Consider the following 24,461-nt stretch of genomic DNA (forward strand, 5'->3'; position numbering starts at 1 on the left):
CCAGGGGAGGGTGAAAGAGCAGATGGCGGTTCACCGGTGCATATGTGAATGATAAACACTCATCAGCAACCGTGGTCCTCGCTGAAAACGGGTGCTATTATCTTACATATCTTGTGTCAGATTAAATATTACATTACATTTGGTGCATGTCGTACCGATTGATACTTCTTCTTCTGGCGAGCTTGATGCTGGTGGGTATGGCTGTGGCACAACCGTCACAAGGTGTAGCCACAGAAATGCCAGAGGTGTCACTGCCCGGTATCTGGGTCGGCGATGGGCATATTCCGGATGTACCAGAACTTACCGACACCATTGATAATGGCAAGGAAAGCTCTGAACACAAACGGATGATGTGGTTGAATAAGTTCGGACATATGGCCACAAATTCCATCTATGCAGATGCATTTTGGGCCTTGAGTTCGTATGGCAGTATCTACAGTTTATGTTATGATGGAAGGATACCACTGAGCGTTTTTACCAGCCTGTCTCTTCAGGCAGGAGTGGGTACTACCGTGGCTGATATCAACGGTACGGAGAAATCCTTGATAATCTTATATCCGGAAGTCAACCTGATGTTGGGAACCGGCAGGGGACATTTTACAACCGGTATGGGATTATTTGTTTCGCCTTTTTTTTCCTTGACTTCGCCTTTTGCCAAGCTGGGATACCGGTACCAACCATGGGAAGGAGGAACCGTTTTCTTTTTCAATGTGGCACCGTTTATACAACGTGTGGAGGAGTCGTATCCTTCCTATTACGGTCCTGTTATCAAAGTGACACATCCTGTTCAGCTTGCTGCCAATGCAGGGTTCGGGTTTGCGTTGGAACGTTCACGGGCAAAGCTGACAAAGATAGATGCAGAGTTGGATGCCTACCGGAAAAACCACGAGCTTCCTGAATCTTCTGTAATGTCTTTGGATTCGCTGGACCAATGGAATCCCGACTCCCTGGCATCCGGCCATATTTTCCAGAGTACAACTTATACGTTGGAAGATAATCCGGCTTACACCGGTTATGCGTGTTCCCGGTTGTCGGTTGGCTTCGATGCTTCCCGAGACAGGCCGGACTTTCTGAACCATGCGACCACCGCCGACAGCGAAAGAGGATCGTTTGCTTTCAGCGCCAGGGCGGAGGTAAACCTGGGCCGCTCAAAGAAAAACAGCCTGGGATATGCTGAACAACGGGTGTATGACGAGGCCGGATGCTGGTTGCAGCAGCGTATGATCTCATATGCCCATGCATTGCACCTGCGCGGATATCAATACATGAGATTAGGAGCGGCGTTTCAACAGAGAACCACCCTGTTAAACTGGGATGCTACTACGTTTTATGATCAGATTAATCCCGATCTCGGGTTCATTTACCCAACCCAGCAAAGGGCTCCCAAGGATGACAGGGAAACCCATTACAACCTCCACGCAGGTGTGTTTTATTCGGGAAAGCACCATGAAGTGGGATTGGCGTTCAGGGATGTATTCGAATCCAGGCATGGCATGTTTGGTAACACTACCCAATTTCCAGTGAGAGAATGGGTGCTGAATGCCTACGCCGCTTACCATTTTGCATGGCACGACAAATGGATCGCATCACCATCATTTGAAGCTCAGTTCGGTCCTTACCGATTGCTCAGACCGCAGGTGTCTGTTTCGTACGCCGGTAAGTACTACGGGGTGGTGGGGCTGCGGAACAGGAATTTTTTAGATGTATCCGTTGGCGGTTCCCCGTTGGAAGGATTGCGTGTGGGTGCGGGATTAACATTCCCTGTTAAAACATGGCTTAGGGCCGCAGGCAATGTGAGCATGCTTCGGGTAACAGCCAGGTATCAGATCAAATGAAAAAACATATTGCCATAGGGTTCGGAGGCTTCATCCTTTTGATGATGTTTGTAGGCTGTTCAAAGAAAGATATTGAACATGTTGTTTACCAGGAGGATTGGGAAAATAAAAAAGTTGAGGTTGAATTGTACAGCGGACAGGAGTTTTGCATGTATCCATACGAATCCATCACATTGGATGCCTCCCAACTGAATATTCCCAATGCCCGATATATTTGGATGCCATGGGCGGACACGGCTTCATCCATTACCCTTAGTAAGGAAGTGGAGCTTTTCCTGCAAATATGTGATACGGTAAAAGGTACGTGTGATAGTTACCTTTTGATGAATGTAAGAGCGTGTTTGCCTGCGTTGTATGTGCCCAGTGCATTCACCCCGAATGGGGACGGTATAAATGACTACTGGGGTGTGTCCGCAGTCAATATTCAGATAAAGGATTGCAACGTCTATGATTGGAATGGCTGCCTGGTATACAGTTATGGTTATGAGTTATGGTGGAGGGGCTGGGATGGTTTGCTGCCTTCGGGCAAAAAAGCGCGTCCCGGGAAATACAACTACCTCATCCGGTACGATACCGAAAAGGAAGAGAACCTGGTTCGCACCGGAACGCTTCAGCTGATCTATTGAGGTTGTTGCGGACGGCAAGTCTTTTGGTGGTAAGTTACTCCCTTCGGTCGTGTAAATGGTCAGAAGCTCCCTGCGGTCGCGTCAATGGATTCCAACCAGCCATTGACTATTTACTGTTGACCCATTGTGGCAGACCTTCAGTGTTCCGCTCTCTCTCGCTTATCAACATGATATTCCTTGGAGTCAACGGCCCCGGTATCTCCGGTTGCCAACTTGAAACTCGCCACTCTTCACTCCCGACTCACTCATACCTCTGGTTATCATACGCCGGTGTTTCCGGAGCCTTCACCACGTTAAACTCGAAACCGGTGGCGCGGTGACAGTTGTTACATGTGTTGGTGAGGGCCTCGAAACGCTTGTCGAATTCCTCGCCGTTCTGCAACCGGATGGCATCTGCGAGTGTGTCCAATGCAGGCGTGAGCATCTCCGGTACCATCTTGCTTTCTTTCCGTTCCGCCTGGAACGTTCCGATGTCGTTCACCGCTTCCATGATCTCATGGATCTCAAAATCGGCCAGCTTCCAGTTCCGGTGCCGTCCGGCAAACCATAACTTGTTGTGGTGGGCCTGGATGTTGCTCATGAATTCTCCCAGCCCCGGTTTGTAGGTTCTGGCCACCTGGTGTTGCAAGCTGTCTACCTGCACCTGCAATTCCCGTTCGTATTGAGACGGTCCGCAGGCGGAAAGGAGGAGGAGCAGGAAGAATGAGCGGGTGCGCATGTGGTTAAAATTACGAATTAAGAATGACGAATTAAGAATGACCAATGATGAATGGTGGATGACAACAGATGGATCGTGAATGTTTGGCCGCTTTCATCTTCTCCGGAAGGCCGTTCAAAAATGGATTTTATCTATATTCACGCCGGAAAAATTTGAGATGTGCACACCATGAATGAGACGACCTTCCAGGCAAAGGACATTGCTGAATATTACAACACCACCCACATCCATTATGAGCAATGGTGGGACATCAAAAGAAGCCACTCCCTGCATTACGGGATATGGGACACATCCACCAGAAATTTCAGGGAAGCCATTTTCAACACGAACAGGATCATGATGGAAACGGCCGGAATCAAGGACAATGAGCGCATCCTGGATGCAGGCTGTGGCGTCGGAGGAGCGGCCATATTCGTGAGTGAGCGTAAAAAGGTAAAGGTCACCGGAATAACGCTGAGTGAAAGGCAAGTGGGTTTTGCCCGGCTTTGGCAGCTGAAAAAGGATTGAAAGACCGGGTCGACTTCCAGTTGATGGACTACACCCAAACCTCTTTTCCGGATGAATCCTTTGATGTGATCTGGGCGTGCGAAAGCGTTTCTTCGGCAGAGGATAAAACCAGGTTCATCAAAGAAGCATACCGGTTGCTGAAGAAGGGAGGCAGGCTGATCATGAGCGATTGTTTCCTGACCAGCGACGGTCAATCCGACCCGCATAACTGGATCAAAAAATGGGGCCATACCTGGGCCGTTGCCAACCTGAGCTCAACGGAGTCTTTTGTGAAGAACCTCAGCCAGGCCGGATTTGGCAGCACCCGTGTGGATGATTATACCCAGGCCGTTCAGCGAAGTGCGAAGCACATGTACCGGGCGTCCCTTCTGGCTGCAACACCCTCTGAACTGTACAAGATCATCAACCCCAGGGTGTCACGGTTTGCCAGGAACCACTACAAATGCGGCATCTACCAATACAAGGGTCTCAAGGCAAAGCTGTGGGAATACAAAGTGATCCTGTCTGTGAAAGAGGCTTGAGATGGGAATACCCCGTTTTCGGGTGTTCGCAGGAGGATCCTCTATCACCGGGTTGTGATCTCCATCATTTCACACCTTTCATCCTGCCCTTTACAAAGGGTGCAAGCGCCAACGCCAATATCCCCAATGCCAGGGTGGAAACCCCGATGACGGCGTACACGGAAACATATGCATACAACTGGGTGAATGCTTCACCCCTGGATAGGGTAGCATCATGGTTCAGGCCGGTGATCCAATGAATGATGCGGCTCCATATGCCGTCGCAGAATAAGCAGTCACCCGAATCGCTCACCCCGGTCATCCCGGCAATCTTTCCTGCAAAGAAATGTCCGTAAAAAGACGAGGTGAACCACACCCCCATCACGAAGGAAATGTATTTGGCCGGTGAAAGTTCGGTGGCTTTTGACAAACCGATGGGAGAGAGGAACATTTCACCAACGGTCAGCACGAAATACCCTGCAACCAGGTAAAACATCGGGGTTTGTGCATCAGCATCCGCGTGGTTGGCAGATGCCGCGAACACCACAAAAGCCAGTCCCGTAAGCAGCAACCCGATGCCGAACTTGTAAGCGGAACCGATGTTCCGGTTGTACCGGTTGAGGTAGGTCCAAAGCATGGAAAAGGGAATGGCCAGAAACATGATGAACCCGGAGTTGATGCTGTTGGTTTGTGCGGCGCTCAGGCCGGCCAGGCGAACGTTCCTGTCTGCAAAAAGGGTGAGCGAGCTGCCTCCCTGCTCGAAAACCGCCCAGAAAGCGCTGGCAAGGAGGGTGAAATACACCACGACCAACAAGCGGCTTCGTTCCATTGCATCCGAGGTTCTGTAAATGTAAACCAGTATGCCGATCAGGATGCCCGTGAGCAGCCACACCAGAACATGTTCATACATGTAAAGCTTCACCAGCAGGGCCATGGGAGGAACAGCCAGGACGGCCGTTATGACTACCCATTGTCGGGAACTCAGCCCGAACTTACCGGGAGTGGACTTGGCATTGTTGGGAGGCAGGCCGTGCGTGCCGAATACTTCCTTTTGCAGCCCCCGGCGAAATACCAGGAGTCCGGTGAGCATTCCGATACCGGCAAGCACGAATCCGAAGTGCCATCCGTATGTGAGCGCCACCCAACCACATAACATGGGGGCTACCGCCCCCCCGATGTTAATGCCCATGTAGAAGATCGTGAACCCGGCGTCACGCCTTGAACTGTCTTTAGGGTACAGCGCGCCCACGAACGAGGAGATGTTGGGTTTGAAGAAGCCGTTTCCTACAATGATGATGGCCAGTGACCCGTAAAAGAACACCGGTGTTTGAATGGTTAGCAGAACATGCCCGATGGCCATCAGTATCCCGCCAAGCACAATGGCTTTCCGATACCCGAGGATCCGGTCGGCCACAAAGCCCCCGATCACAGGCGTGACATATACCAATGACATATAAGCGGCATAAATGCCAAAGGACATTTGATCGGTGAAGAGCAGTTCTTTGGTCATGTACAGCGTGAGCAGCGCCCGCATTCCATAAAAAGAGAAACGCTCCCATAGCTCGGCGAAGAACAAATAAAGGAGGCCTTTTGGGTGTCCGAATAAAAGGGTGTTGGTTGGTTGCATGTGCTTGGTTTTTTGGATAGGGTCCAAGAACCGGCACAGGTATCATATCACGAAGGCCTGTCGCAAAGTATTCGGGAAATTTGTTGATTGTCAGGAATTGTAACTCCGGTTACAATCCGTTACACAGGGCCTTATATTCTTTGTTTTCAGGGGTGTTGATGAACTCCCCGAGCAAGGCGGGATCAATCACGATGTTCTCCGGGACCATGCGCAGGCGGTACCGACTTTCGCCGATGAAAGTGAACAGATCCCTTCGTTCCAGTTTGCTTTCTTTGTCGAGCCGGAGTACCTGGTTCATGTTGTCGATGATGCGACTTAGGTAAGTTTGGTTGGTGATCTCTCCGCCCATACCGATCAGGATGCTTTGGGTTTGTGCATCGCCATGCTTCCGGCGGATGGCAAACTTCAGCAGGTTCCTGTATTGCGTCGTTTTCGAACCGAAGTCGATCACCACGTCATTTACATCCTTGGAGGGAATGCTGATCCTGACCAGTGACCAATCCATGAAGCGGATCTTCATCTCGGCGGGTCTGGGAGCCAGGGCAAGACGAATGACCCAGTTCGTGGCAAGCAGCAGGAACAACGCGATGAGAGACGTCTTGCTCACCAGCTTCAGCAATGTGTTTACAAAGCGGTTGTCCAGCGACAGGAATACCTGGGGTAATTGGGAGGCGAACATCAATGTCAGTACAATGATGGAAATGACGGCCACAACGTGCAGGTGATTGCTGACAAAGGCCTTGTAAAAGGAAACCACCAGCAGCACGCACAGGAATGCGGATATGATCAGATCAGGGATGCCAACGATCCAGTAGTGACTGTTCTCCGGTTGAAACAGCGTTAGTGCGAAAGTAGCCAGTGCCGTCAGTACGATGGCAGCGATGATCTTTGAGATGTTGCGCTCGTTGCTGTAGATGAAGCCGGGCGCATAGTAAAAGTAAAACAGGGCCAATGCCATGAAAAGGTTGTTCACCAAAGAGAACATGGTTTCACCCACCTTATAATAGAGGGTGTGATCCCAGTTTAATCCGGTTCCGATGTAAGCCCAGCAACCGGACGCCACCCAAACGAACATGGATGCACTCAGGTACAACAAACCTTTGTCTACCCGCTTCCTGGCGTCTTCTTCTTCCAGGATGGCTTTGAAACGTTGCCGTATGTTGTACCACAATGCAAGCAACAATACACCTCCCGTGAAGGAAATGAAGATATGAGCCAGAATATAAAAACGTATGGTTTCAGGTGTTCCCATTTGCATGCATATATGGTGTCATAAAGATAGAAAAGTGTTGATTCCTCCAACCGGGTGGCGGGAATCGTTACAAGTTTGAGGCTGCGCTCGGCGAAAGTTGCACCGTACTCTTGCGACCGTCAGCAGGAGGTAAGGACAAGGAGAGAGGCGGATGTCCTTTGGAACATAAAGCGCTACCGGATGGTGATCTGTTTCGCCATTCGCCCGCCGTGGTTGTCCGTCACCTGGATGAAATAGTTGCCTGATGGCAGTCTATCCCGGTTCAATATGAAATGACGTCCGGAGAAGGATTGGTTTTCTACTTCTCTTCCCATCTCATCAAAAACACGGATCCGGCTGTTGTGTTGTTCCTGATCGAATAGCAGCATGGTTTGTGTGGAAAACGGGTTGGGATAGAGCCTGAACCCTTGCGCTTGCTGCTTTTCGGGGATGCCGTTAATGAGGTGGTAAAAGTAAAGGGTACTGTCGGCGTACTGAATGGATGAACCGGACTGATCCCAATTGGTGTAGACAAGGATCTTTTCAACATCATTTGCATCATACACCCAATGGAGTTCAAAGTCATTTATCCATGTGCTGTTGCTTCGGGTTTCCTGCAGATAATTTGTTCGGTTGTTGTTGGTATCGTATGCTTCAGTTGTTCTTTTCATCGGTTGCCATGAAGTACCATCCCACAGGGAATCGTGAGTGTTCGTTCGGTTGTTGTTGGGGTCATATGTATAAACGGTATGTCCGAGGATCTCCCAGCTTGTGTTTTGCCATCCTTCTTGCTGAATGTCCGTTAGATTCAGATTGAGGTCATAAGTGTAGGTCATCCGCCACAAGTTCTCCCAGAGACCGGTGGTCCATGCCTGGTGAACCAGGTCCGCGATCGTATGATCGGTGTTGTACGTGTAAAATTCCTGGCTGCTGTTTTCCCAGGCCCCGTTGTTCCAGAACTGAACCAGATACTTTACCCGGTCATTGTTGGAATCGTAGGTGTATGTGTACTGTGCTGTGTTTTCCCAGGCTCCGTTTTTCCATGCTTTTTTTACAATATTGACTACCTGGTCATTTGCATCATAGATATAGACAGTGAGGCCAAGGTTGTTCCATGTTTGATTGGCCCATTCCACCATCAGAATGGAATCCGTTTGGTTGTGCGTGTTGTATATATTGAATTGGCGCCTCCATAACACCCAGTCGGTTCCCGTCCAATCCAGGAAGGTGGTTTCTGCGATTTGGTTTTGGGTGTTGTAGATGTATAGCTCCTTTGAAGAGAGGCCCCAGCTAGAGGACGAATCGTTCCATACCCAGGTGTAGCTGCTGTCACAGAGGGCCGTAATCGGAGAGAGCGAAAGGTTGTTCAGGCGTTGATCTTCCGGCGAATGCTGCGTTGACAGCATAGGGTTCGGGGAAACATCGGATAGGGGATGCTGGGCATAAGCAGTCAGCGAGAAAATCCCCACGATGCATGCGGTTGTTATATAGGTGTGCAGTTTCATGTTCAACAAGATGAGGAATAAAAACATGGATGATATGAAATCATCAACCTGATTATATTGGATAGCAGGGGCCTCGAACAAATGATCTTGCCTGCATTTCATTTGAAATATAAAAGTAAACGATCACCGGCGATTCTCAAGCGACCATAAAATATCCGGTAGGAATAAATGAGCATCCGGTAAGTTGTGAATCTGGAGTTATGGGAATTTCTGGTCTGTATCAGACATTACGGCCGCATCAACTTGTAACCGGTTTACCCCATAGAATCCCGTATGTACGGGAGAGGAGGGCGACTCTTCATCTGAGTCCAGCAACAAACGCCTTCCTCACTTCCAAAAAGTACTCCGGCGCTTTCGCCAGTCTTGAACCGTACCAGGAGAACAGCTCACCGTCCACCAGGATCACCTGTGTGCCGGGCATTCTTTCCTGCCATGCTTCTTTGTGCTTTTCTTTGAAGGGATAGGGTTCCGAGCTCAGTAGCAGGAAGTCGGGTTTGAGGGCTTTCAATCCTTCCGTTGTCACCGAAGGGTAGTGGCCCTGGTTAGCTGGACATACATTGCGGAAGCCGCAGCGGAACAGCATGTCGTCAATAAAGGTGTCTGCACCTGCCAGCATCACAGGGTTGTGCCAGATCAGGTAAGCTGCCGAAGGTTGTTGTGCAAGTGGTACCGATGGCAGTACGGCAAAGGCATCGGATATCTTTCCCACCCATTCGTAGGCGGCATCCAGGCGGTCGGTCATCTTGCCCACTTCCACCAGCATTTCAAGGGAAGAGGGGAGGTCGCGCACGTCGCTGGTCCACACCGGGTATTTCTCCCGCAAGGCTTCGATCTGTATCTTCTCGTTTTCTTCTTTGTTCGCCAGGATGAGGTCGGGCTGCAGGGAATCGATGGTGTCCATGTTCAACACCTTTGTGCCACCCACGCGGGTTTTGGAGCGGAACATGTCTTCCGGATGGATGCAAAACTTGGTGATGCCTGCCAGTTCATCGCGCAGGTTAAGGTCCCACAGCAATTCCGATTGGGAGGGCACTACGGATACAATGCGCCGTGCAGGGGCGTTCAACTCAATGGAATGGCCGGTCTGGTCGGTGTAGGTCGGCATCACTTACCGTGCCAGTGCGCGGATGAGGTCGTGTTTGGTAACGATGTGAAACTGGCTGTTCTCTTCCACCACCACGGCGGGGTTTTCCTTGTTCACCAGCTTGGCCACATCTTCCACCGCTTCATTCAGAGATACGGTGGGGAAGGGGCCCTGCATCACATCTTCCACCCTGGCTGATTTCAAGGCCGGGTCGTTCAGCAGTTTCGCGAACAGCGCACCTTCTGATAAGGCGCCTACCAGCTTCCCGTCTTTCAACACGGGCAGTTGGGAGATGTCGAACTCGGTCATCTTCTTCACGGCATCGGCCACGGTCTGATCCACAGATACCGAGATCAGGTCTTTTTCCGAACGGTTGTGGATGAGTTGCCCCACGGTGTAGACTTCCTTCTCGAGGAACCCGCGTTCACGCATCCAGTCGTCATTAAAAAGCTTGCCCACATACCGGCTGCCATGATCGTGGAAGAGCACCACCACAACGTCGTCTTTGGAAAGCTGGTCTTTCATCTGCACGATCCCGGCCACGGCCGAACCGGCGGAATAACCAACGAAGATGCCTTCTTCACGGGCGAGGCGGCGCGCATAGATGGCGCCGTCTTTGTCGGTCACCTTCTCAAAATGGTCGATCAGGTTGAAGTCGACATTCTTCGGCAGGATGTCTTCCCCGATGCCTTCGGTGATGTAAGGGTAGATCTCTTTCTCGTCGAACACCCCTGTTTCTTTGTATTTCTTGAATACCGAGCCGTAGGTGTCGATGCCCCAGACCTGGATGTCGGGGTTCTGCTCCTTGAGGTATTTGGATACACCGGAGATGGTGCCGCCGGTGCCTACGCCCACCACGAAGTGGGTCAGCTTGCCTTCGGTTTGTTTCCAGATCTCCGGACCGGTGGTGTCGTAGTGTGCGGCCCGGTTCGAGAGGTTGTCGTACTGGTTCGGGTAAAACGAGTTGGGAATCTCCTGGTTGAGCTTTCGTGCAACGGAGTAGTAGGAACGGGGATCGTCGGGTGCCACGTTGGTCGGACAAACAACCACTTCCGCACCCATGGCACGCAACACGTCCATCTTCTCTTTGCTCTGTTTGTCGTTGGTGGTGCAAATGAGTTTGTATCCTTTCACAATGCAGGCGAGTGCCAGTCCCATGCCGGTGTTACCGCTGGTGCCTTCGATGACGGTTCCGCCCGGCTTCAGCTTGCCCGCCTTTTCCGCATCTTCAATCATGCGAAGCGCCATGCGGTCCTTCACGGAGTTGCCCGGATTAAACGTTTCCACTTTGGCCAGCACCGTCGCCGGCACTTCCTTCACAATTCGGTTCAGTTTTACCAACGGCGTATTGCCGATGGTTTCGATGATGTTGTTGTAATACATGGAGTAAAGGTAATGAGTAATTAGAAATTAGGAATTAGAAATGAGCATTGTACATGATATTTGCTGGATAAAATGAGGGATCTTCTTGCAGAAGTAAGATGTGGCAAAAGATCCGCCAATGAAGTAAAATGGATGCTTCATTTTTGTGGCCTATGAAAAGGAACATTGTTCAAGATAAAAGTTACAGTTTCGTTATACATGTAATTACGCTCCATAAAAAGCTTGTGGAAAAAAAGGAATATACATTGGGTCGTCAACTGCTAAGATGTGGTACTTCAATAGCGGCTAATGTGGAAGAAGCCATTGGAGGACAAAGCAGCAGGGATTTTTTAGCAAGGATGACCATTGCGTATAAAGAGAGTCGGGAAACTTTGTTTTGGATCAGGCTTTTGGTGGATAGTGGAATATTGGAACAGGAGGAGGTGAAAGGCATCATGACAGATGCGCAAGAGTTAATGCGTATTCTGAGCAGCATTCAAAAAACCATGAAAGCAAAAATCCAAACCACGAAAAGCAAACCATAAATCTTTGCGATTTACGGTTCTCTTGCCGCTCAATTTCTAATTTCTAATTCCTCATTTCTAATTAGCATCAGCTAAACCGCAACGCTCTCACCGGACTCACATGCGCCACCAAATACGTCGGCAGGATCATCACTGCGACAATCACCACAAAGGCCGCGGCATTCATGATGAGCAGATGGGAAAGCTGCAGGTTGATGGGGACCTGCGACAGGTAGTATGACGATTGGTCCAGCGGGATGATGCCGAAGTACTGTTGCAACAGGCACAGACCGATGCCGGTCAGGTTGCCCCAGAGCATGCCGCGGCTGATGATGTGCCCTGCGTTGTATAAAAAGATATTCCTGATCTGCCAGTTGCTGGCACCCATGGATTTGAGGATACCGATCATGGAGGTGCGCTCCAGGATCAGGATGAGGATGGCGGTTGTCATGTTTAACACCACCACGATCGACATCAGCACCAGGATCACCACCACGTTCATGTCCTGCAGGTTGAGCCAGTCAAACAGTTGCGGGTACAGCTCCTTGATCGTTTGCGCCAGGTATTGGTAACCCACCATGTCGTTGACGACGGTACCCATCCTGTCAATGTCCTTGTAGTTGTCGATCAGCACTTCGAACCCCGCCGCCTGGTCAGGAGCCCAGTCGTTCAGTTTGCGGATCTGCTGGATGTCGCAGAACACATACAGGTTGTCGAATTCTTCCAGTCCGGTTTCATAAATGCCTTTGATCAGAAAATTGCGTGAACGCGAGTGGGTGGGGTCCTCGATGAAGAAGGTATTCACTTTTTCTCCCACATGCAGGCCCAGCTTGGTGGCGAGGCTCCTGGAGATGAGGATGTCGTTGGAACGGCTGCTGTCCGACAATGTCAACACATCCCCCTCGGTCAGCTTCTTCGAAAAGTACGCCCAGTCGAAATCCGTTCCCACACCCTTCATCACCACCCCCTGAATCTCGGTGTCGGTTTTGATGATGCCTGCCTTGGATGCATAGGCATGAACCGATTGGATGCCGGGGGTCTTGCGGAGTTCGGGCAGGAATTTCTGATCGGTGGTAATGGGGGTGGGCTCGTACGACGTGTTGAAGTCGTAGTTGTTGATTTGAATATGAGAACCGAAACTGATAACTTTATCGCGGATCTCCTTTTGGAATCCTGTGACGATAGCAATAGCCACGATCATTACCGTAATGCCCAACATCACTGCCAGGGTGGCGATCCGTACGATCGGCCTGGAGAGTTCCGCCAAACCCTGGTTGTTGCCTTTCAGCATCCGGCGGGCAATAAAGTATTCAGTGTTCATGCCCAGTTCAAATTCTCGTTCTAAAGGTAAACATTTGTGCCTGATGGCCGCGGTTCTGCTGTTGAGCCTCACGCAAACGGCCTGTGGTCAGGCAGCGTTCGAAGCCAAACCGCTCGGACAGGAAGAAACCGCCCCGGTGCCGGTGCGCACGGGTGCCGATCGGACCGAACAGTGGTTGCCGCTGCTGAAGGGGAAGAAGGTCGGACTGATAGCCAATCCCACATCCCGCATAGGGCAAACCCATCTGGTAGACACCATGCTCTCGCTCGGTGTGCAGGTATCGAAAGTGTTTGCTCCCGAACACGGCTTTCGTGGCGACCATGGTGCAGGGGAGAAGGTGAGCGATGAAAAGGATGAACGTACCGGCCTGCCCGTTGTGTCACTATACGGCAGCCACAAGAAACCGCTGCCCGCCGATCTCAAGGGGTTGGATGTGGTGGTGTTCGATATCCAGGACGTTGGCGCCCGATTCTATACCTACATTTCCACCATGCACTATGCCATGGAGGCTTGTGCGGAAAACAATGTGGCCTTCGTCGTGCTCGATCGCCCCAACCCCAATGGTTTTTATGTGGATGGTCCTGTGCTGGACGATTCCGTGAAGTCGTTCATTGGGATGCATCCCATCCCCATCGTGCACGGCATGACCGTGGGTGAACTGGCCCGGATGATCAATGGCGAAGGCTGGCTGGAAGGCGGACGTGCATGCAACCTGCAGGTGGTGACCTGTGAACATTGGGATCACAGCATGTTCTATGAACTTCCGATGAAACCTTCTCCGAACCTGCCCGACATGGCCAGCATCTACCTGTACCCGTCCCTGTGCCTGTTCGAAGGTACGGTGATGAGCGTGGGCAGAGGCACAGACAAACCGTTCCAGGTGTTCGGCCATCCTGATTTCAAGGCAGGCAAGATCACTTTCACCCCCCAATCAATACCTGGCGCAGCTCCCGATCCGAAATTCAAGGGTGAATTGTGCAAGGGGATGGACGTGACTGAATTCGGTGATATCTACATCAAGAATGCAGGCAGATTATACCTTTTCTGGTTGTTGGAAGCTTACCGGGATATGAATATGGGCAAGGATTTCTTCCGGAGTTCCTTTGACAAGCTGGCTGGCAATCATGCCCTACGTCGGCAAATCATGGCGCAGGTGCAGGAGGAAGACATTCGCAAAAGCTGGGAGCCGGCACTGTCTGACTTCAAACAACTCCGCCGCAAGTACCTGTTATATCCCGACTTTGAATAAAGGCTGAAGTTTTGAACCACATAGATATATAGGTCACAATAGAAAAACCACATAGCCTATCTGCGCTATGTGCCTATGTGGTTCAAAACAACATCTCCTCCAAATAGGACCAACAAAAATCCCCTGCCGTTGTCGACAGGGGATGGATATCATCGGTTAAGCATGGATCAGGAATGCGCTTTGGCACTCGCTTCCACCGCTTCCGTGCGACCCGGGTATACTTTCAATGCGGCTTCCAGGGCAGCCATGGCGTTCTTCAACGATTCCAGGTTCAGTACATACGCGATGCGCACTTCCTGCTTGCCAAGACCCGGGGTGGAATAAAATCCGGTGGCCGGGGCAAGCATAACCGTTTGGTTGTTGTGCTCGAAGCTTTCCAGCAACCATTGGCAGAACTTGTCGGCATCGTCGATCGGCAAACGGGCGATTACATAAAAGGCACCGTTGGGGAGGGGACATGTAACGCCATCCATCTTGCGCAGCGCATTCACCACGGTATCGCGGCGCTTCACATATTCATCCTTTACTTCCTTGAAATAAGATTCTGGGGTGTCTACGGCGGCTTCGGCACCTACCTGGCCCAGGGTGGGCGGACTCAAACGTGCCTGCGCGAACTTCATGGCCGCGTCAAATACTTCCTTGTTGCGGGTAACGATGCAACCTACGCGGGCGCCACACATGCTGTAGCGTTTGGATACGGAATCCACCATCACCACATTCTTTTCCAAACCTTCGAGGTTCAGGGTGGAATGGTGAACGGCATCTCCGTAGCAAAACTCGCGGTATACCTCGTCGGCGATCAGGAACAGGTCGTGCTTCAGCACCAGCTGGCGCAGCGCTTCCAGTTCTTCCTGGGTGTAGAGATATCCGGTCGGGTTGCCGGGGTTGCAGATCAGGATGCCCTTGGTCTTCGGGGTGATCAGCTTTTCAAATTCACTCACCGGGGGCAGGGCGAAACCTGTTTCGATATAAGAGGTAACAGGCTTTACCACCACGCCGGCGGCCAGGGCAAAGCTGTTGTAGTTGGCGTAGAAAGGTTCGGGGATGATCACCTCATCGCCCGGGTTCATGCAGGTGATGAAGGTGGCCAGCAACGCTTCCGAACCACCGGCAGTTACGATCAGCTGATCGAGTGTCAGCTCGATGCCCACCTTTGTGTAATACTCAAGCAGTTTCTTCCTGTAGCTTTCGATACCGGCGGAGTGACTGTATTCAATCACATTCAGGTCAAAGTTCCGGATCGCGTCCAGTACATTGGCAGGTGTTTCGATGTCAGGCTGACCGATGTTCAGGTGATACACGGTACGACCCTTCTTCTTGGCGCCTTCCGCAAAGGGTACCAGTTTACGGATGGGGGAGGCTGGCATCTGCTGCCCTTTCTGAGAAATCTTAGGCATAACGTCGGTTATCGTTAAAGTAAAATCTTGAAAATAGTTAGCCTGCAAAGGTAGGAATTAAGTGCGTATGATTTGCAGTGACGGGTCTCAAGTCGCGAGTCCACCTCATCCGCTAAAGCAACGGCAGGCAGGCAAGTTGAAATTCAGGGTTTCGGAGCGGCCGGCTCCCAAGGTTGTTACTTCGGTGGAAACAATATGCAGTATTCGTCAGTCAATAAGAGTCCGAGGCAATTGACACGACCGAAGGGAGCTCTTTACAGCGCAGCGCATTTACGCGACTGAAAGGAGCCATTGACATCTCCTTAATCCCGTAACTTCTCTTTCTCCACCACCCCTTTAAAAGTAAGGATGGTCGGATTGGTCAGGGTGTTTGCGGTGATTTCAAGTGTACGTTTCTGGAAGCCCCATTTACCGGCAGTATCGAAGGCAACGAAGATGGTATCCGTTGCTCCCGGGGCCACGGGCTGATCGGGCCAGTCGGCCTGTGTGCATCCGCACTCGACCTTGATGTCGGCAATCACCAGGGGGGCATTGCCCGTGTTCTGAAACGTGTAGAAGAAGGAGAGGATGCTATCCGCCTGCACCTTTCCGAACTTGTACACGTCCGATTCGAACCGGAATGCGGGAGTAGGTATTGGGTTCTGACCAAAAGAAAACCCCGCAAAAAGCAGGGTTTTCAAAAGGATCAGATAGGTGATCTTTTTCATTAGTTGTGATCAGGTGTGGCAACCGGTGTGTGGCTGTTGTCCTGTACCGGGGTCATTCCGGGCTCTTCCGGTTTTGCTTTCACCGTACCTTTGATCTTCAGGATCTTGGTGGCGGTTTTGGCATTGGAAGTTACCGTAACGGTTTTGGTGAAGGGACCTACACGGTTGGTGGCGTATTTCACATGGATCTCACCGGTTTCACCTGGCTTGATGGCCTCGGTAGGGTGAGAAGGCACGGTGCATCCGCAAGAACCATTCGTGCTCAGAATCACCAACGGCTCTTTACCTGTGTTCTTGAATTTGAAGACACGTTCACCATTGGCTTCATAGTCAATGGTGCCATAGTCGATCACGTCCGATTCGAACTGGATCTCGGGTGCGTTGGGATTGTCCTGAGGCGCCGGAGCAGCAGGTGCCGCGTCCTGTGCAAATGCGAATAAGGTGCCGCAAAGCGCAAGTCCTAAGGTTAAAACTGATTTTTTCATGGTGGTATTTATTAAGGTTTCAATTTAGGTGCAGTAGAAGATGCTACAACAAAAGTAGCCATTTATTCCTGTAAATGTAAACAATTCCAATTGTTAACTCCTGATAAAGATGTCTTCACAAATCGTGCCAAGCAGGCGCGTGACATGCTTCGTGTCAGGAGAATCGCCAAAAATCATAACTTCGCGCTTGCATATTTTGAAGACATGGAAATCGCGAAAACCTACGACCCCGCTGCCATTGAAGATAAGTGGTACACCGCATGGACGGATGCAAAGCTGTTTCATTCCGAACCGGATGACAGGGAACCTTACACAGTTGTTATCCCTCCGCCCAATGTGACAGGTGTACTGCACATGGGGCACATGCTGAACAACACCATCCAGGATGTACTGGTACGCCGGGCACGTATGCTCGGTAAGAACGCCTGCTGGGTGCCGGGTACCGACCACGCTTCCATCGCCACCGAAGCAAAGGTGGTGGCCAAACTTCGTGAAGAGGGTATTAAGAAATCCGATCTCACACGCGAAGCCTTCCTTGAACATGCCTGGGCCTGGAAAGAGAAACATGGCGGTATCATCCTGGAACAATTGAAGAAACTGGGAGCTTCCTGCGACTGGGACCGTACACGCTTTACCATGGAAGAAGACCTGTCGGATGCCGTGCTGGATGTATTCATCGACCTACATAAGAAAGGACATATCTACCGCGGATACCGCATGGTGAACTGGGACCCCAGGGCACTCACCGCCGTTTCCGATGAGGAGGTGTATCACCAGGAAGAACAGTCGCGCCTGTTTTATGTGAAGTATGCCGTAGAAGGTGAAGATGCCTTCCTGGAAGTGGCCACCACCCGACCCGAAACCATCCTCGGTGATACGGCTGTTTGCGTACACCCTGATGATCCCAGGTTCCAATCCTTTATCGGGAAACAGGTGAAGGTGCCACTCACCGGCCGCCTCGTGCCCGTCATCGCAGATACCTATGTGGATCCGGAATTCGGTACAGGTGCCCTCAAGATCACACCCGCTCACGATGTGAACGACTATGAGATCGGTCAACGCCACCAACTCCCCATGCTCCAGATCATGGAGGCCGACGGCACCCTCAGCAAGGAAGCCGGCAGGTTTGCAGGCATGGAACGCTTTGAAGCACGCGATGCCGTGGCCAAAGCGCTGAAGGAAGAAGGCCTGATGGTGAAGATCGAAAGCCTCATGAACAAGGTGGGATACTCGGAACGCACGCATGTTGTGATTGAACCGCGCCTGAGCATGCAGTGGTTCTGCCGGATGAAAGAACTGGCCGCACCTGCCCTCGAACATGTGGTCAACGGCGACATCCGTTTTTACCCGCCCAAGTTCATCAATACCTACAAACATTGGATGGAGAACGTGAAGGACTGGTGTATTTCGCGCCAGCTCTGGTGGGGGCAACGCATCCCGGCCTGGTATTACGGTCCGGGTGAAGAAGATGTGGTGGTAGCCAAAACCGCCGAAGAAGCCCTGCCGCTTGCCCGGGAAGCCTCGGGTAACAAAGACCTGACAGCTGCCGACCTGAGGCAGGACGAAGATGTGGTGGATACCTGGTTCTCTTCATGGCTCTGGCCCATCTCCGTTTTCGATGGTTTCAAAGACCCGAAGAACAAAGACATATCCTATTACTATCCCACCAATGACCTGGTGACCGCCCCCGAGATCCTCTTTTTCTGGGTGGCACGCATGATCATGGCCGGTTACGAATACCGCGGCGAACTGCCTTTTAAGAATGTGTACCTGACCGGCATCGTGCGCGACAAGCAAGGCCGGAAAATGTCCAAGTCGCTCGGCAACTCACCCGACCCGCTGGAACTCATTAAGAAGTACGGAGCGGATGGTGTACGTGTGGGCATGCTCCTGTGCTCACCCGCCGGGAATGACCTGCCGTTCGATGAAGGACTGTGCGAACAGGGCCGCAACTTCAACAACAAACTGTGGAATGCATTCAGGCTCATCCGAGGTTTCGAGGTGGACGCGAATGCGCAGCAAAGTCAGGCCGCCCGGGAAGCCATTCAATGGTTCGGGGAAGCATTGAAAGATGCAAAGGCGCAGCTGGATGATCAGTTTGATAAGTTCCGATTGTCGGATGCGCTGATGACCCTGTATAAGCTTACATGGGACGGCTTCTGCTCATGGTACCTGGAGATGATCAAGCCGGCCAAAGGTCAGGCGATGGACGTTGAAACCATGGAGATTACCCGCAAATACCTGCGGGATCTGCTGGCGATGCTTCACCCCTTTATGCCGTTTATCACCGAGGAATTGTGGCAAAACCTGGAAGATGAGAAGAAGGCAGGATTTATTATGACATCACGTTGGCCTGAAGACGAAGGCCATGTGAACCTGGAGTTGATCCGTTCATTTGATCATACCCGGGAACTGGTGATGCGCGTCCGGAATTTCCGTAACGAACACGGCATGTCACCCAAAGATCCCTTGACCATAAGCATCAAGCGTAGCAATGAGTTGTCTGTATCCTGGGTTTTGGAAGGCATGCTAGCCAAGCTGGCCAACCTTGCTGAACTATCATGGGTAGAAGATCAACCGGAAGGAAGCCAGATGTTGCTGGTGGGCGCAACGGAAATGTACATTCCCCTGCCCGAAGGCGCCGACCTGGAAGGGAACCGCAAGAAGCTTGAGGAAGAACTCAACTACGTCAAAGGGTTCCTCGCATCTGTGGAAAAGAAACTGGGCAACGAACGCTTCGTGAGCGGCGCCCCCGCACAGGTGGTGGAAGCCGAACAAAAGAAGAAAGCGGATGCAGAGGCCAGGATCAAAGTCCTGGAAGCACAGCTGGCGGCACTCACCGCCTGACCTGAAGCCTTGGTTATTTACCCGACTGACTGAAAGAGATCGCTCCCGCCTGGGGCACTGCAGCAGGTAGCTGTACCAGGTGCTTGGCAGACACCTCCTCGTGGTGAACAGGTGTTACGATCTTTTCATCGGGTGATTGCTGCACAGTGGGTTTGATGTACACATCAACCATAAATACTCCCCCCAGGGTAACAGCCATAATGACCGTTGTTACAAGGGTACGTTTGGGTAAGTCTCTGAATTCGGGCGCCATTGGATGCTCAGTTTTGTCTAAAACCGCACGCAAAGGTAAAATTTTCCATGAATTTGTCGACAAACGTGTAAGAAATAACAATAACCTAACATTATTGCCCTATAGAAGACCTGCCTCAGACATAGCCGGTCACGGCATAAACAAGGTAGCCGACCCATTCATGGGTAAGCCTTTCCCAGCCGGCAAGGGTGGAGGCACTGGGCAGTAGCAGGTGGTCGGGAATGAATTTGCGGGGACCGCTGCTCCGGTGGGTGACAAACGGATCCGCATCGATGCCTTCTTTTCGGAAACACGCCAGCGCCCTTCGCATGTGATAGCCCGAAGTAATCAGCAGGTATTTGCCGTGAGGCAGGTGCTCCTTCAGTAACATGGAACTGTTGACGGCATTTTCGTGGGTGTTCCTGGATTCGGGCTCAATCAGTATGTCTTCTTTCGGAAGCCCGATGCGGGTGAAGTATTCCTGCAATAACAAGGCCTCCCTGTCGTCTTCCAGGATACTTCCTGATCCGCCGCTGATCAGGATCTTCCGGATGAATCCCTGCTTATACAGATCCACTGCCTGCAACATCCGGTCGATGCTTTCGTGAAACCCTATCCGTTCAAGTGTCTGATCATACGATACCATGCCGCTCAGCACGATCCCTACGTCATAGTCCCTGGCCAGCGTGTCAAGATGCACCGCCGGTGGTTCCCATTGTCGTGATACCTCATCAAGGATGAATGAATTGGAGAACACCAGCAGGGTGATGCCCGCCGCTACCAATGCCTTCCTTTTCTTTTTCCACCAACCATATAACATCAGCAGCACAACCCAGAAGAAGGGGGTGGTCAGAAAGGCGATCAGCTTGGAGAAGATGAAGAACATCGGTTCGATGGGTTTGATCTGTATGTGCCCGATGCGTCCGGGCCGGAATCCGCTTCGAAAGTAGCAAAACTTCCAAATACCGAAGACGCACTTACCCGGTGGGACAGACCGGAAGAAAGTTGAAAAAACTGCCCTTTTTTGCTACATTCGCAAACCTTCATGAGTGGTCTTAACCGGAATATTTTATTTAGTTGAATGTACATGATGCTGAAGTCGATGGTACGGTTTCCTGAAACGCTCCTGCCTTGTTCCGTGACGGACCAGGGTACCCGATTTGTTTCCACCATTCGTCATTCGTCATTCATAATTCGTCATTTCATATGATTGAAGCTCCCGCATATAAGGTCAAACATAAAGTGCGTGTCGTCACCGCCGCTTCTTTGTTCGACGGACATGATGCCGCCATCAACGTCATGCGTCGCATCATCCAGGCATCCGGCGCAGAAGTGATCCATCTGGGTCACGACCGCAGCGTGCAGGAAGTGGTCGATTGTGCCATCCAGGAAGATGCCAATGCCATCGCCATCACCTCCTATCAAGGGGGACACATGGAGTATTTCAAATACATGTACGACCTGCTGAAAGAACAGGGGTGCGGCCATATCCGCATTTTCGGCGGCGGCGGCGGAACCATCCTTCCATCCGAAATCGAAGAACTACAGGCATACGGAATCGCGCGCATTTATCACCCTGATGATGGCCGTGAACTCGGACTCCAGGGCATGATCAATGACCTGCTTGCCAAATGCGATTTTGCAACCGGCATCAACCTCAACGGCGAAGCCAAACGCCTGTCAGACCAACGTCCCATCGACATTGCACGTCTCATATCTGCAGCCGAGAACTACCCCGAAAACCATCGGGCGATCCTTGACCAGGTATCCGTACAAGCCTCCGAATCCAAGGTGCCCGTACTCGGCATCACCGGCACAGGTGGCGCCGGAAAAAGTTCACTCGTGGATGAGATCGTTCGCCGTTTCCTGATCGATTTCCCTGATAAAACCATCGGCATCATTTCGGTGGATCCTTCCAAAAGGAAAACCGGTGGTGCCCTCCTCGGCGATCGCATCCGCATGAACAGCATCTTCAACAAGCGGTGCTACATGCGTTCCCTGGCCACCCGCCAAAGCAACCTGGCCCTCAGTCAGCATGTGAAGGAAGCAGTGGATATCCTGAAAGCCGCAGCCTTCGACCTCGTGCTGCTGGAAACATCCGGCATCGGACAAAGCGATACAGAGATCGTGGACCATTGCAACGTGAGCCTGTATGTGATGACGCCCGAATACGGCGCCGCATCCCAGCTGGAAAAGATCGACATGCTCGATTTCGCCGACCTCATCGCCCTGAACAAATTCGACAAGCGCGGCGCCAGCGATGCCCTCCGCGATGTGAAGAAACAATACAAACGCAACCGCCAGCTGTTTGACCTGGAAGATGCCAAGGTGCCCGTATTCGGTACCATTGCCAGTCAGTTCAATGACCCGGGTACCAATGTGCTTTACATGCACCTCATGAAGCGACTGGCATCCGTAACAGGCGCACCCCTCGATACCCATTTCAAGGAGGAGAAGGGAGAAAGTGAAAAGATCTATGTGATCCCGCCGGCGCGCATCCGCTACCTGAGCGAGATCAGCGATACGGTGCGCAAGTACAACGAGTGGACGGAAGCGCAGAAGGATGTGTCAAGAAAGCTTTACGGACTGGCGACGGCCATGCAGGTTTTGTCCGGCGATACATCCGGACTCAAACCGATGGAGAAGTCGGAACTGCCCAAAGGCGAAGGTTCCCTGTCTGACCTGAGGAAAGAATACGAACAGTACCTGCGGAAACTGGATGTGAAGAACATGGAGTTGCTTCGCAGCTGGCCGCAAAAGATCGATATGTATAGCGGCGATACCTATACCTATAAGGTGCGCGACAAGGATGTGACTGTGAAAACTTCTTCCGGCACCCTGTCGCATACGCGCATCCCCAAGGTGAGCCTTCCGCGCTATGAATCCTGGGGCGACGTGCTCAGATGGCAGTTGCAGGAGAACGTACCGGGCGAGTTTCCCTATACCGCCGGTGTATTTCCGTTCAAACGCGAAGGAGAAGACCCCACCCGCATGTTCGCCGGTGAAGGTTGTCCGGAACGTACCAACAAACGATTCCACTACGTGAGCCTCGGCATGCCGGCCAAACGCTTGTCGACAGCGTTCGACAGCGTGACACTCTACGGCCGCGACCCCGGTGAGCGCCCCGATGTGTACGGGAAAATCGGCAACTCGGGCGTGAGCATCTGCTGTCTCGATGATGCCAAAAAGCTTTACAGCGGTTTCGACCTGTGCGATCCGAAGACCAGCGTTTCCATGACGATCAACGGTCCGGCCCCCATGATGCTGGCGTTTTTCCTCAATGCCGCCGTTGATCAGCAATGCGAAAAGTACATCCTTGAAAACAACCTGGTGGATGATGTCCGGAAAAAGATCACTTCCCTGTTCAAGGGAAAGTTTCGACCGACCTATCATGGTGCCGGCAACCCAAAACGCGATCTGCCCGCTCATCTGAAAGATTGTGTGGAAGGAAGTCTGCCGGAAGGAAATGACGGACTCGGACTGCTGCTGCTCGGCGTAACCGGCGACCAGGTATTGCCTGCGGATGTGTATGAAGCGTGCAAGGAACAGGCGCTTACATCGGTGCGCGGAACCGTGCAGGCCGACATCCTGAAAGAGGACCAGGCACAGAATACCTGCATCTTTTCCACCGAATTCGCCCTGCGCCTGATGGGCGATGTGCAGGCCTACTTCATCGACCGGCGCGTGCGCAATTTCTATTCGGTTTCGATCAGCGGTTACCACATCGCGGAAGCAGGCGCCAACCCCATCAGTCAGCTCGCATTCACACTCGCCAACGGGTTCACCTATGTGGAGTACTACCTGAGTCGGGGCATGGACATCAATGCATTTGCACCCAACCTGAGTTTCTTCTTCAGCAACGGGGTGGATGCGGAATATGCCGTGATCGGACGGGTGGCGCGCCGCATCTGGGCGAAAGCCATGCGCGATCGCTACGGTGCGGATGAACGCAGCCAGAAACTGAAATACCATATCCAGACCAGCGGACGCTCCCTGCATGCCCAGGAGATCGCATTCAACGATATCCGCACAACACTGCAGGCGTTGTATGCCATTTACGACAACTGCAACAGCCTGCACACAAATGCATACGACGAGGCCATCACAACCCCCACCGAAGAAAGCGTGCGCAGGGCCATGGCCATCCAGCTCATCATCAACCATGAACTCGGCCTCGCCAAGAACGAGAACCCGATGCAGGGCAGCTTCATTATTGAAGAGCTGACCGACCTGGTGGAAGAAGCTGTGATGTCTGAGTTCGATCGCATCACCGAACGCGGTGGCGTATTGGGTGCCATGGAAACCATGTACCAGCGCGGTAAGATCCAGGAAGAAAGTCTGTACTATGAAACCCTCAAACATACCGGCGAACTTCCACTGATCGGTGTGAATACATTCCTCAGCAGCGAAGGATCTCCCACCATCACACCGGGCGAAGTGATTCGTGCCACGGAAGAAGAAAAGCAACAACAGATCAGCACAGTGAATGCACTGCAGGAAGCAAATGCCGCCGGTGCCGATGCCCTGCTGCAGAACGTGCAACGGACCGCCCTGGAAAACAAAAACATTTTCGAAAGCCTCATGGAAGCCTGCAAGCAATGCAGCATCGGTCAGGTGACATCCGCCCTGTTCGAAGTGGGCGGTCAGTACCGACGGAACATGTAGCCTGAGCGAATGTGTATATTTGCCGTCCGTTTTTATAAA

20 protein-coding genes are annotated in these 24,461 nt (G+C 51.9%); 8 read left to right on the forward strand and 12 right to left on the reverse strand.

The features are described from left to right. Positions 1–146 precede the first annotated feature (146 nt). Positions 147–1,835 carry a type IX secretion system membrane protein PorP/SprF gene (locus H6585_03885; GenBank protein ID MCB9447465.1) on the forward strand — a complete coding sequence of 563 codons (1,689 nt, stop codon included), beginning with the start codon at positions 147–149 and terminating at the stop codon, positions 1,833–1,835. Next, positions 1,832–2,461, forward strand: coding sequence for a gliding motility-associated C-terminal domain-containing protein (locus tag H6585_03890; GenBank protein ID MCB9447466.1), 630 nt, complete (start codon positions 1,832–1,834; stop codon positions 2,459–2,461). The genes H6585_03885 and H6585_03890 overlap by 4 nt, the downstream gene beginning before the upstream one ends. Positions 2,462–2,702: 241 nt before the next feature. On the opposite strand, the gene H6585_03895 is transcribed toward H6585_03890, so the two are convergent. Then, the gene (locus H6585_03895; protein ID MCB9447467.1) at positions 2,703–3,179 is read right to left on the reverse strand and encodes a hypothetical protein; all 477 of its coding nucleotides are present in this window, start codon (positions 3,177–3,179) and stop codon (positions 2,703–2,705) included. A gap of 168 nt (positions 3,180–3,347) precedes the next feature. Here H6585_03895 and H6585_03900 point away from each other — a divergent pair, with 168 nt between their 5' ends. After that, positions 3,348–3,686 carry a class I SAM-dependent methyltransferase gene (locus H6585_03900; GenBank protein ID MCB9447468.1) on the forward strand — a complete coding sequence of 113 codons (339 nt, stop codon included), beginning with the start codon at positions 3,348–3,350 and terminating at the stop codon, positions 3,684–3,686. Further along, entirely contained in the window at positions 3,665–4,207 is a 543-nt protein-coding gene (locus tag H6585_03905) for a methyltransferase domain-containing protein (GenBank protein ID MCB9447469.1), read from the forward strand. Before H6585_03900 ends, H6585_03905 begins: the two co-directional genes overlap by 22 nt. Positions 4,208–4,271: 64 nt before the next feature. Here the strand turns inward: H6585_03905 and H6585_03910 are convergent, their stop codons facing one another. The 5 genes from H6585_03910 to H6585_03930 all read right to left on the reverse strand — a co-directional run bounded on the left by H6585_03910 (position 4,272) and on the right by H6585_03930 (position 11,016). Beyond that, positions 4,272–5,813, reverse strand: a complete 1,542-nt coding sequence (locus tag H6585_03910) for a peptide MFS transporter (protein MCB9447470.1) — start codon at positions 5,811–5,813, stop codon at positions 4,272–4,274. Between the two features lie 109 nt (positions 5,814–5,922). Further along, complete coding sequence (locus tag H6585_03915) at positions 5,923–7,065, reverse strand: hypothetical protein (protein MCB9447471.1); 1,143 nt, start codon at positions 7,063–7,065, stop codon at positions 5,923–5,925. Positions 7,066–7,238: 173 nt separating this feature from the next. After that, on the reverse strand, positions 7,239–8,549 hold the full coding sequence (locus H6585_03920) for a T9SS type A sorting domain-containing protein (GenBank protein ID MCB9447472.1): 1,311 nt from the start codon (positions 8,547–8,549) through the stop codon (positions 7,239–7,241). Between the two features lie 298 nt (positions 8,550–8,847). Further along, positions 8,848–9,654: an ABC transporter substrate-binding protein gene (locus H6585_03925; GenBank protein ID MCB9447473.1), complete on the reverse strand. Its 807-nt coding sequence runs from the start codon at positions 9,652–9,654 to the stop codon at positions 8,848–8,850. Positions 9,655–9,657: 3 nt separating this feature from the next. Continuing rightward, positions 9,658–11,016, reverse strand: coding sequence for a cystathionine beta-synthase (locus H6585_03930; GenBank protein MCB9447474.1), 1,359 nt, complete (start codon positions 11,014–11,016; stop codon positions 9,658–9,660). Between the two features lie 152 nt (positions 11,017–11,168). Between H6585_03930 and H6585_03935 the strand changes: the two genes are divergently transcribed. Further along, on the forward strand, positions 11,169–11,540 hold the full coding sequence (locus H6585_03935) for a four helix bundle protein (GenBank protein ID MCB9447475.1): 372 nt from the start codon (positions 11,169–11,171) through the stop codon (positions 11,538–11,540). 67 nt (positions 11,541–11,607) lie between these two features. Here H6585_03935 and H6585_03940 read toward each other — a convergent pair whose 3' ends face one another. Then, positions 11,608–12,840, reverse strand: coding sequence for an ABC transporter permease (locus H6585_03940; GenBank protein ID MCB9447476.1), 1,233 nt, complete (start codon positions 12,838–12,840; stop codon positions 11,608–11,610). A 43-nt stretch (positions 12,841–12,883) separates the two neighbouring features. Between H6585_03940 and H6585_03945 the strand changes: the two genes are divergently transcribed. Next, the gene (locus H6585_03945; protein MCB9447477.1) at positions 12,884–14,089 is read left to right on the forward strand and encodes a DUF1343 domain-containing protein; all 1,206 of its coding nucleotides are present in this window, start codon (positions 12,884–12,886) and stop codon (positions 14,087–14,089) included. A gap of 167 nt (positions 14,090–14,256) precedes the next feature. Here the strand turns inward: H6585_03945 and H6585_03950 are convergent, their stop codons facing one another. The 3 genes from H6585_03950 to H6585_03960 form a co-directional block, all read right to left on the reverse strand. Next, the gene (locus tag H6585_03950; GenBank protein MCB9447478.1) at positions 14,257–15,486 is read right to left on the reverse strand and encodes a pyridoxal phosphate-dependent aminotransferase; all 1,230 of its coding nucleotides are present in this window, start codon (positions 15,484–15,486) and stop codon (positions 14,257–14,259) included. 302 nt (positions 15,487–15,788) lie between these two features. Next, a complete protein-coding gene (locus H6585_03955; GenBank protein ID MCB9447479.1) occupies positions 15,789–16,193 on the reverse strand; it encodes a DUF1573 domain-containing protein in 405 nt (134 codons plus the stop codon). Further along, positions 16,193–16,678 carry a DUF1573 domain-containing protein gene (locus H6585_03960; GenBank protein ID MCB9447480.1) on the reverse strand — a complete coding sequence of 162 codons (486 nt, stop codon included), beginning with the start codon at positions 16,676–16,678 and terminating at the stop codon, positions 16,193–16,195. The genes H6585_03955 and H6585_03960 overlap by 1 nt, the downstream gene beginning before the upstream one ends. Positions 16,679–16,882: 204 nt before the next feature. Here H6585_03960 and H6585_03965 point away from each other — a divergent pair, with 204 nt between their 5' ends. Beyond that, positions 16,883–19,525 (forward strand): valine--tRNA ligase, encoded by a 2,643-nt coding sequence (locus H6585_03965; protein ID MCB9447481.1) that lies wholly within the window; start codon positions 16,883–16,885, stop codon positions 19,523–19,525. 13 nt (positions 19,526–19,538) lie between these two features. Here the strand turns inward: H6585_03965 and H6585_03970 are convergent, their stop codons facing one another. Then, positions 19,539–19,778, reverse strand: coding sequence for a hypothetical protein (locus H6585_03970; GenBank protein ID MCB9447482.1), 240 nt, complete (start codon positions 19,776–19,778; stop codon positions 19,539–19,541). Positions 19,779–19,893: 115 nt separating this feature from the next. Beyond that, entirely contained in the window at positions 19,894–20,643 is a 750-nt protein-coding gene (locus H6585_03975) for a YdcF family protein (protein ID MCB9447483.1), read from the reverse strand. A 320-nt stretch (positions 20,644–20,963) separates the two neighbouring features. Between H6585_03975 and H6585_03980 the strand changes: the two genes are divergently transcribed. After that, positions 20,964–24,422: a methylmalonyl-CoA mutase family protein gene (locus H6585_03980; protein ID MCB9447484.1), complete on the forward strand. Its 3,459-nt coding sequence runs from the start codon at positions 20,964–20,966 to the stop codon at positions 24,420–24,422. Positions 24,423–24,461 lie beyond the last annotated feature (39 nt).

The organism is Flavobacteriales bacterium (genome assembly GCA_020635855.1).
GTDB lineage: Bacteria > Bacteroidota > Bacteroidia > JACJYZ01 > JACJYZ01 > JACJYZ01.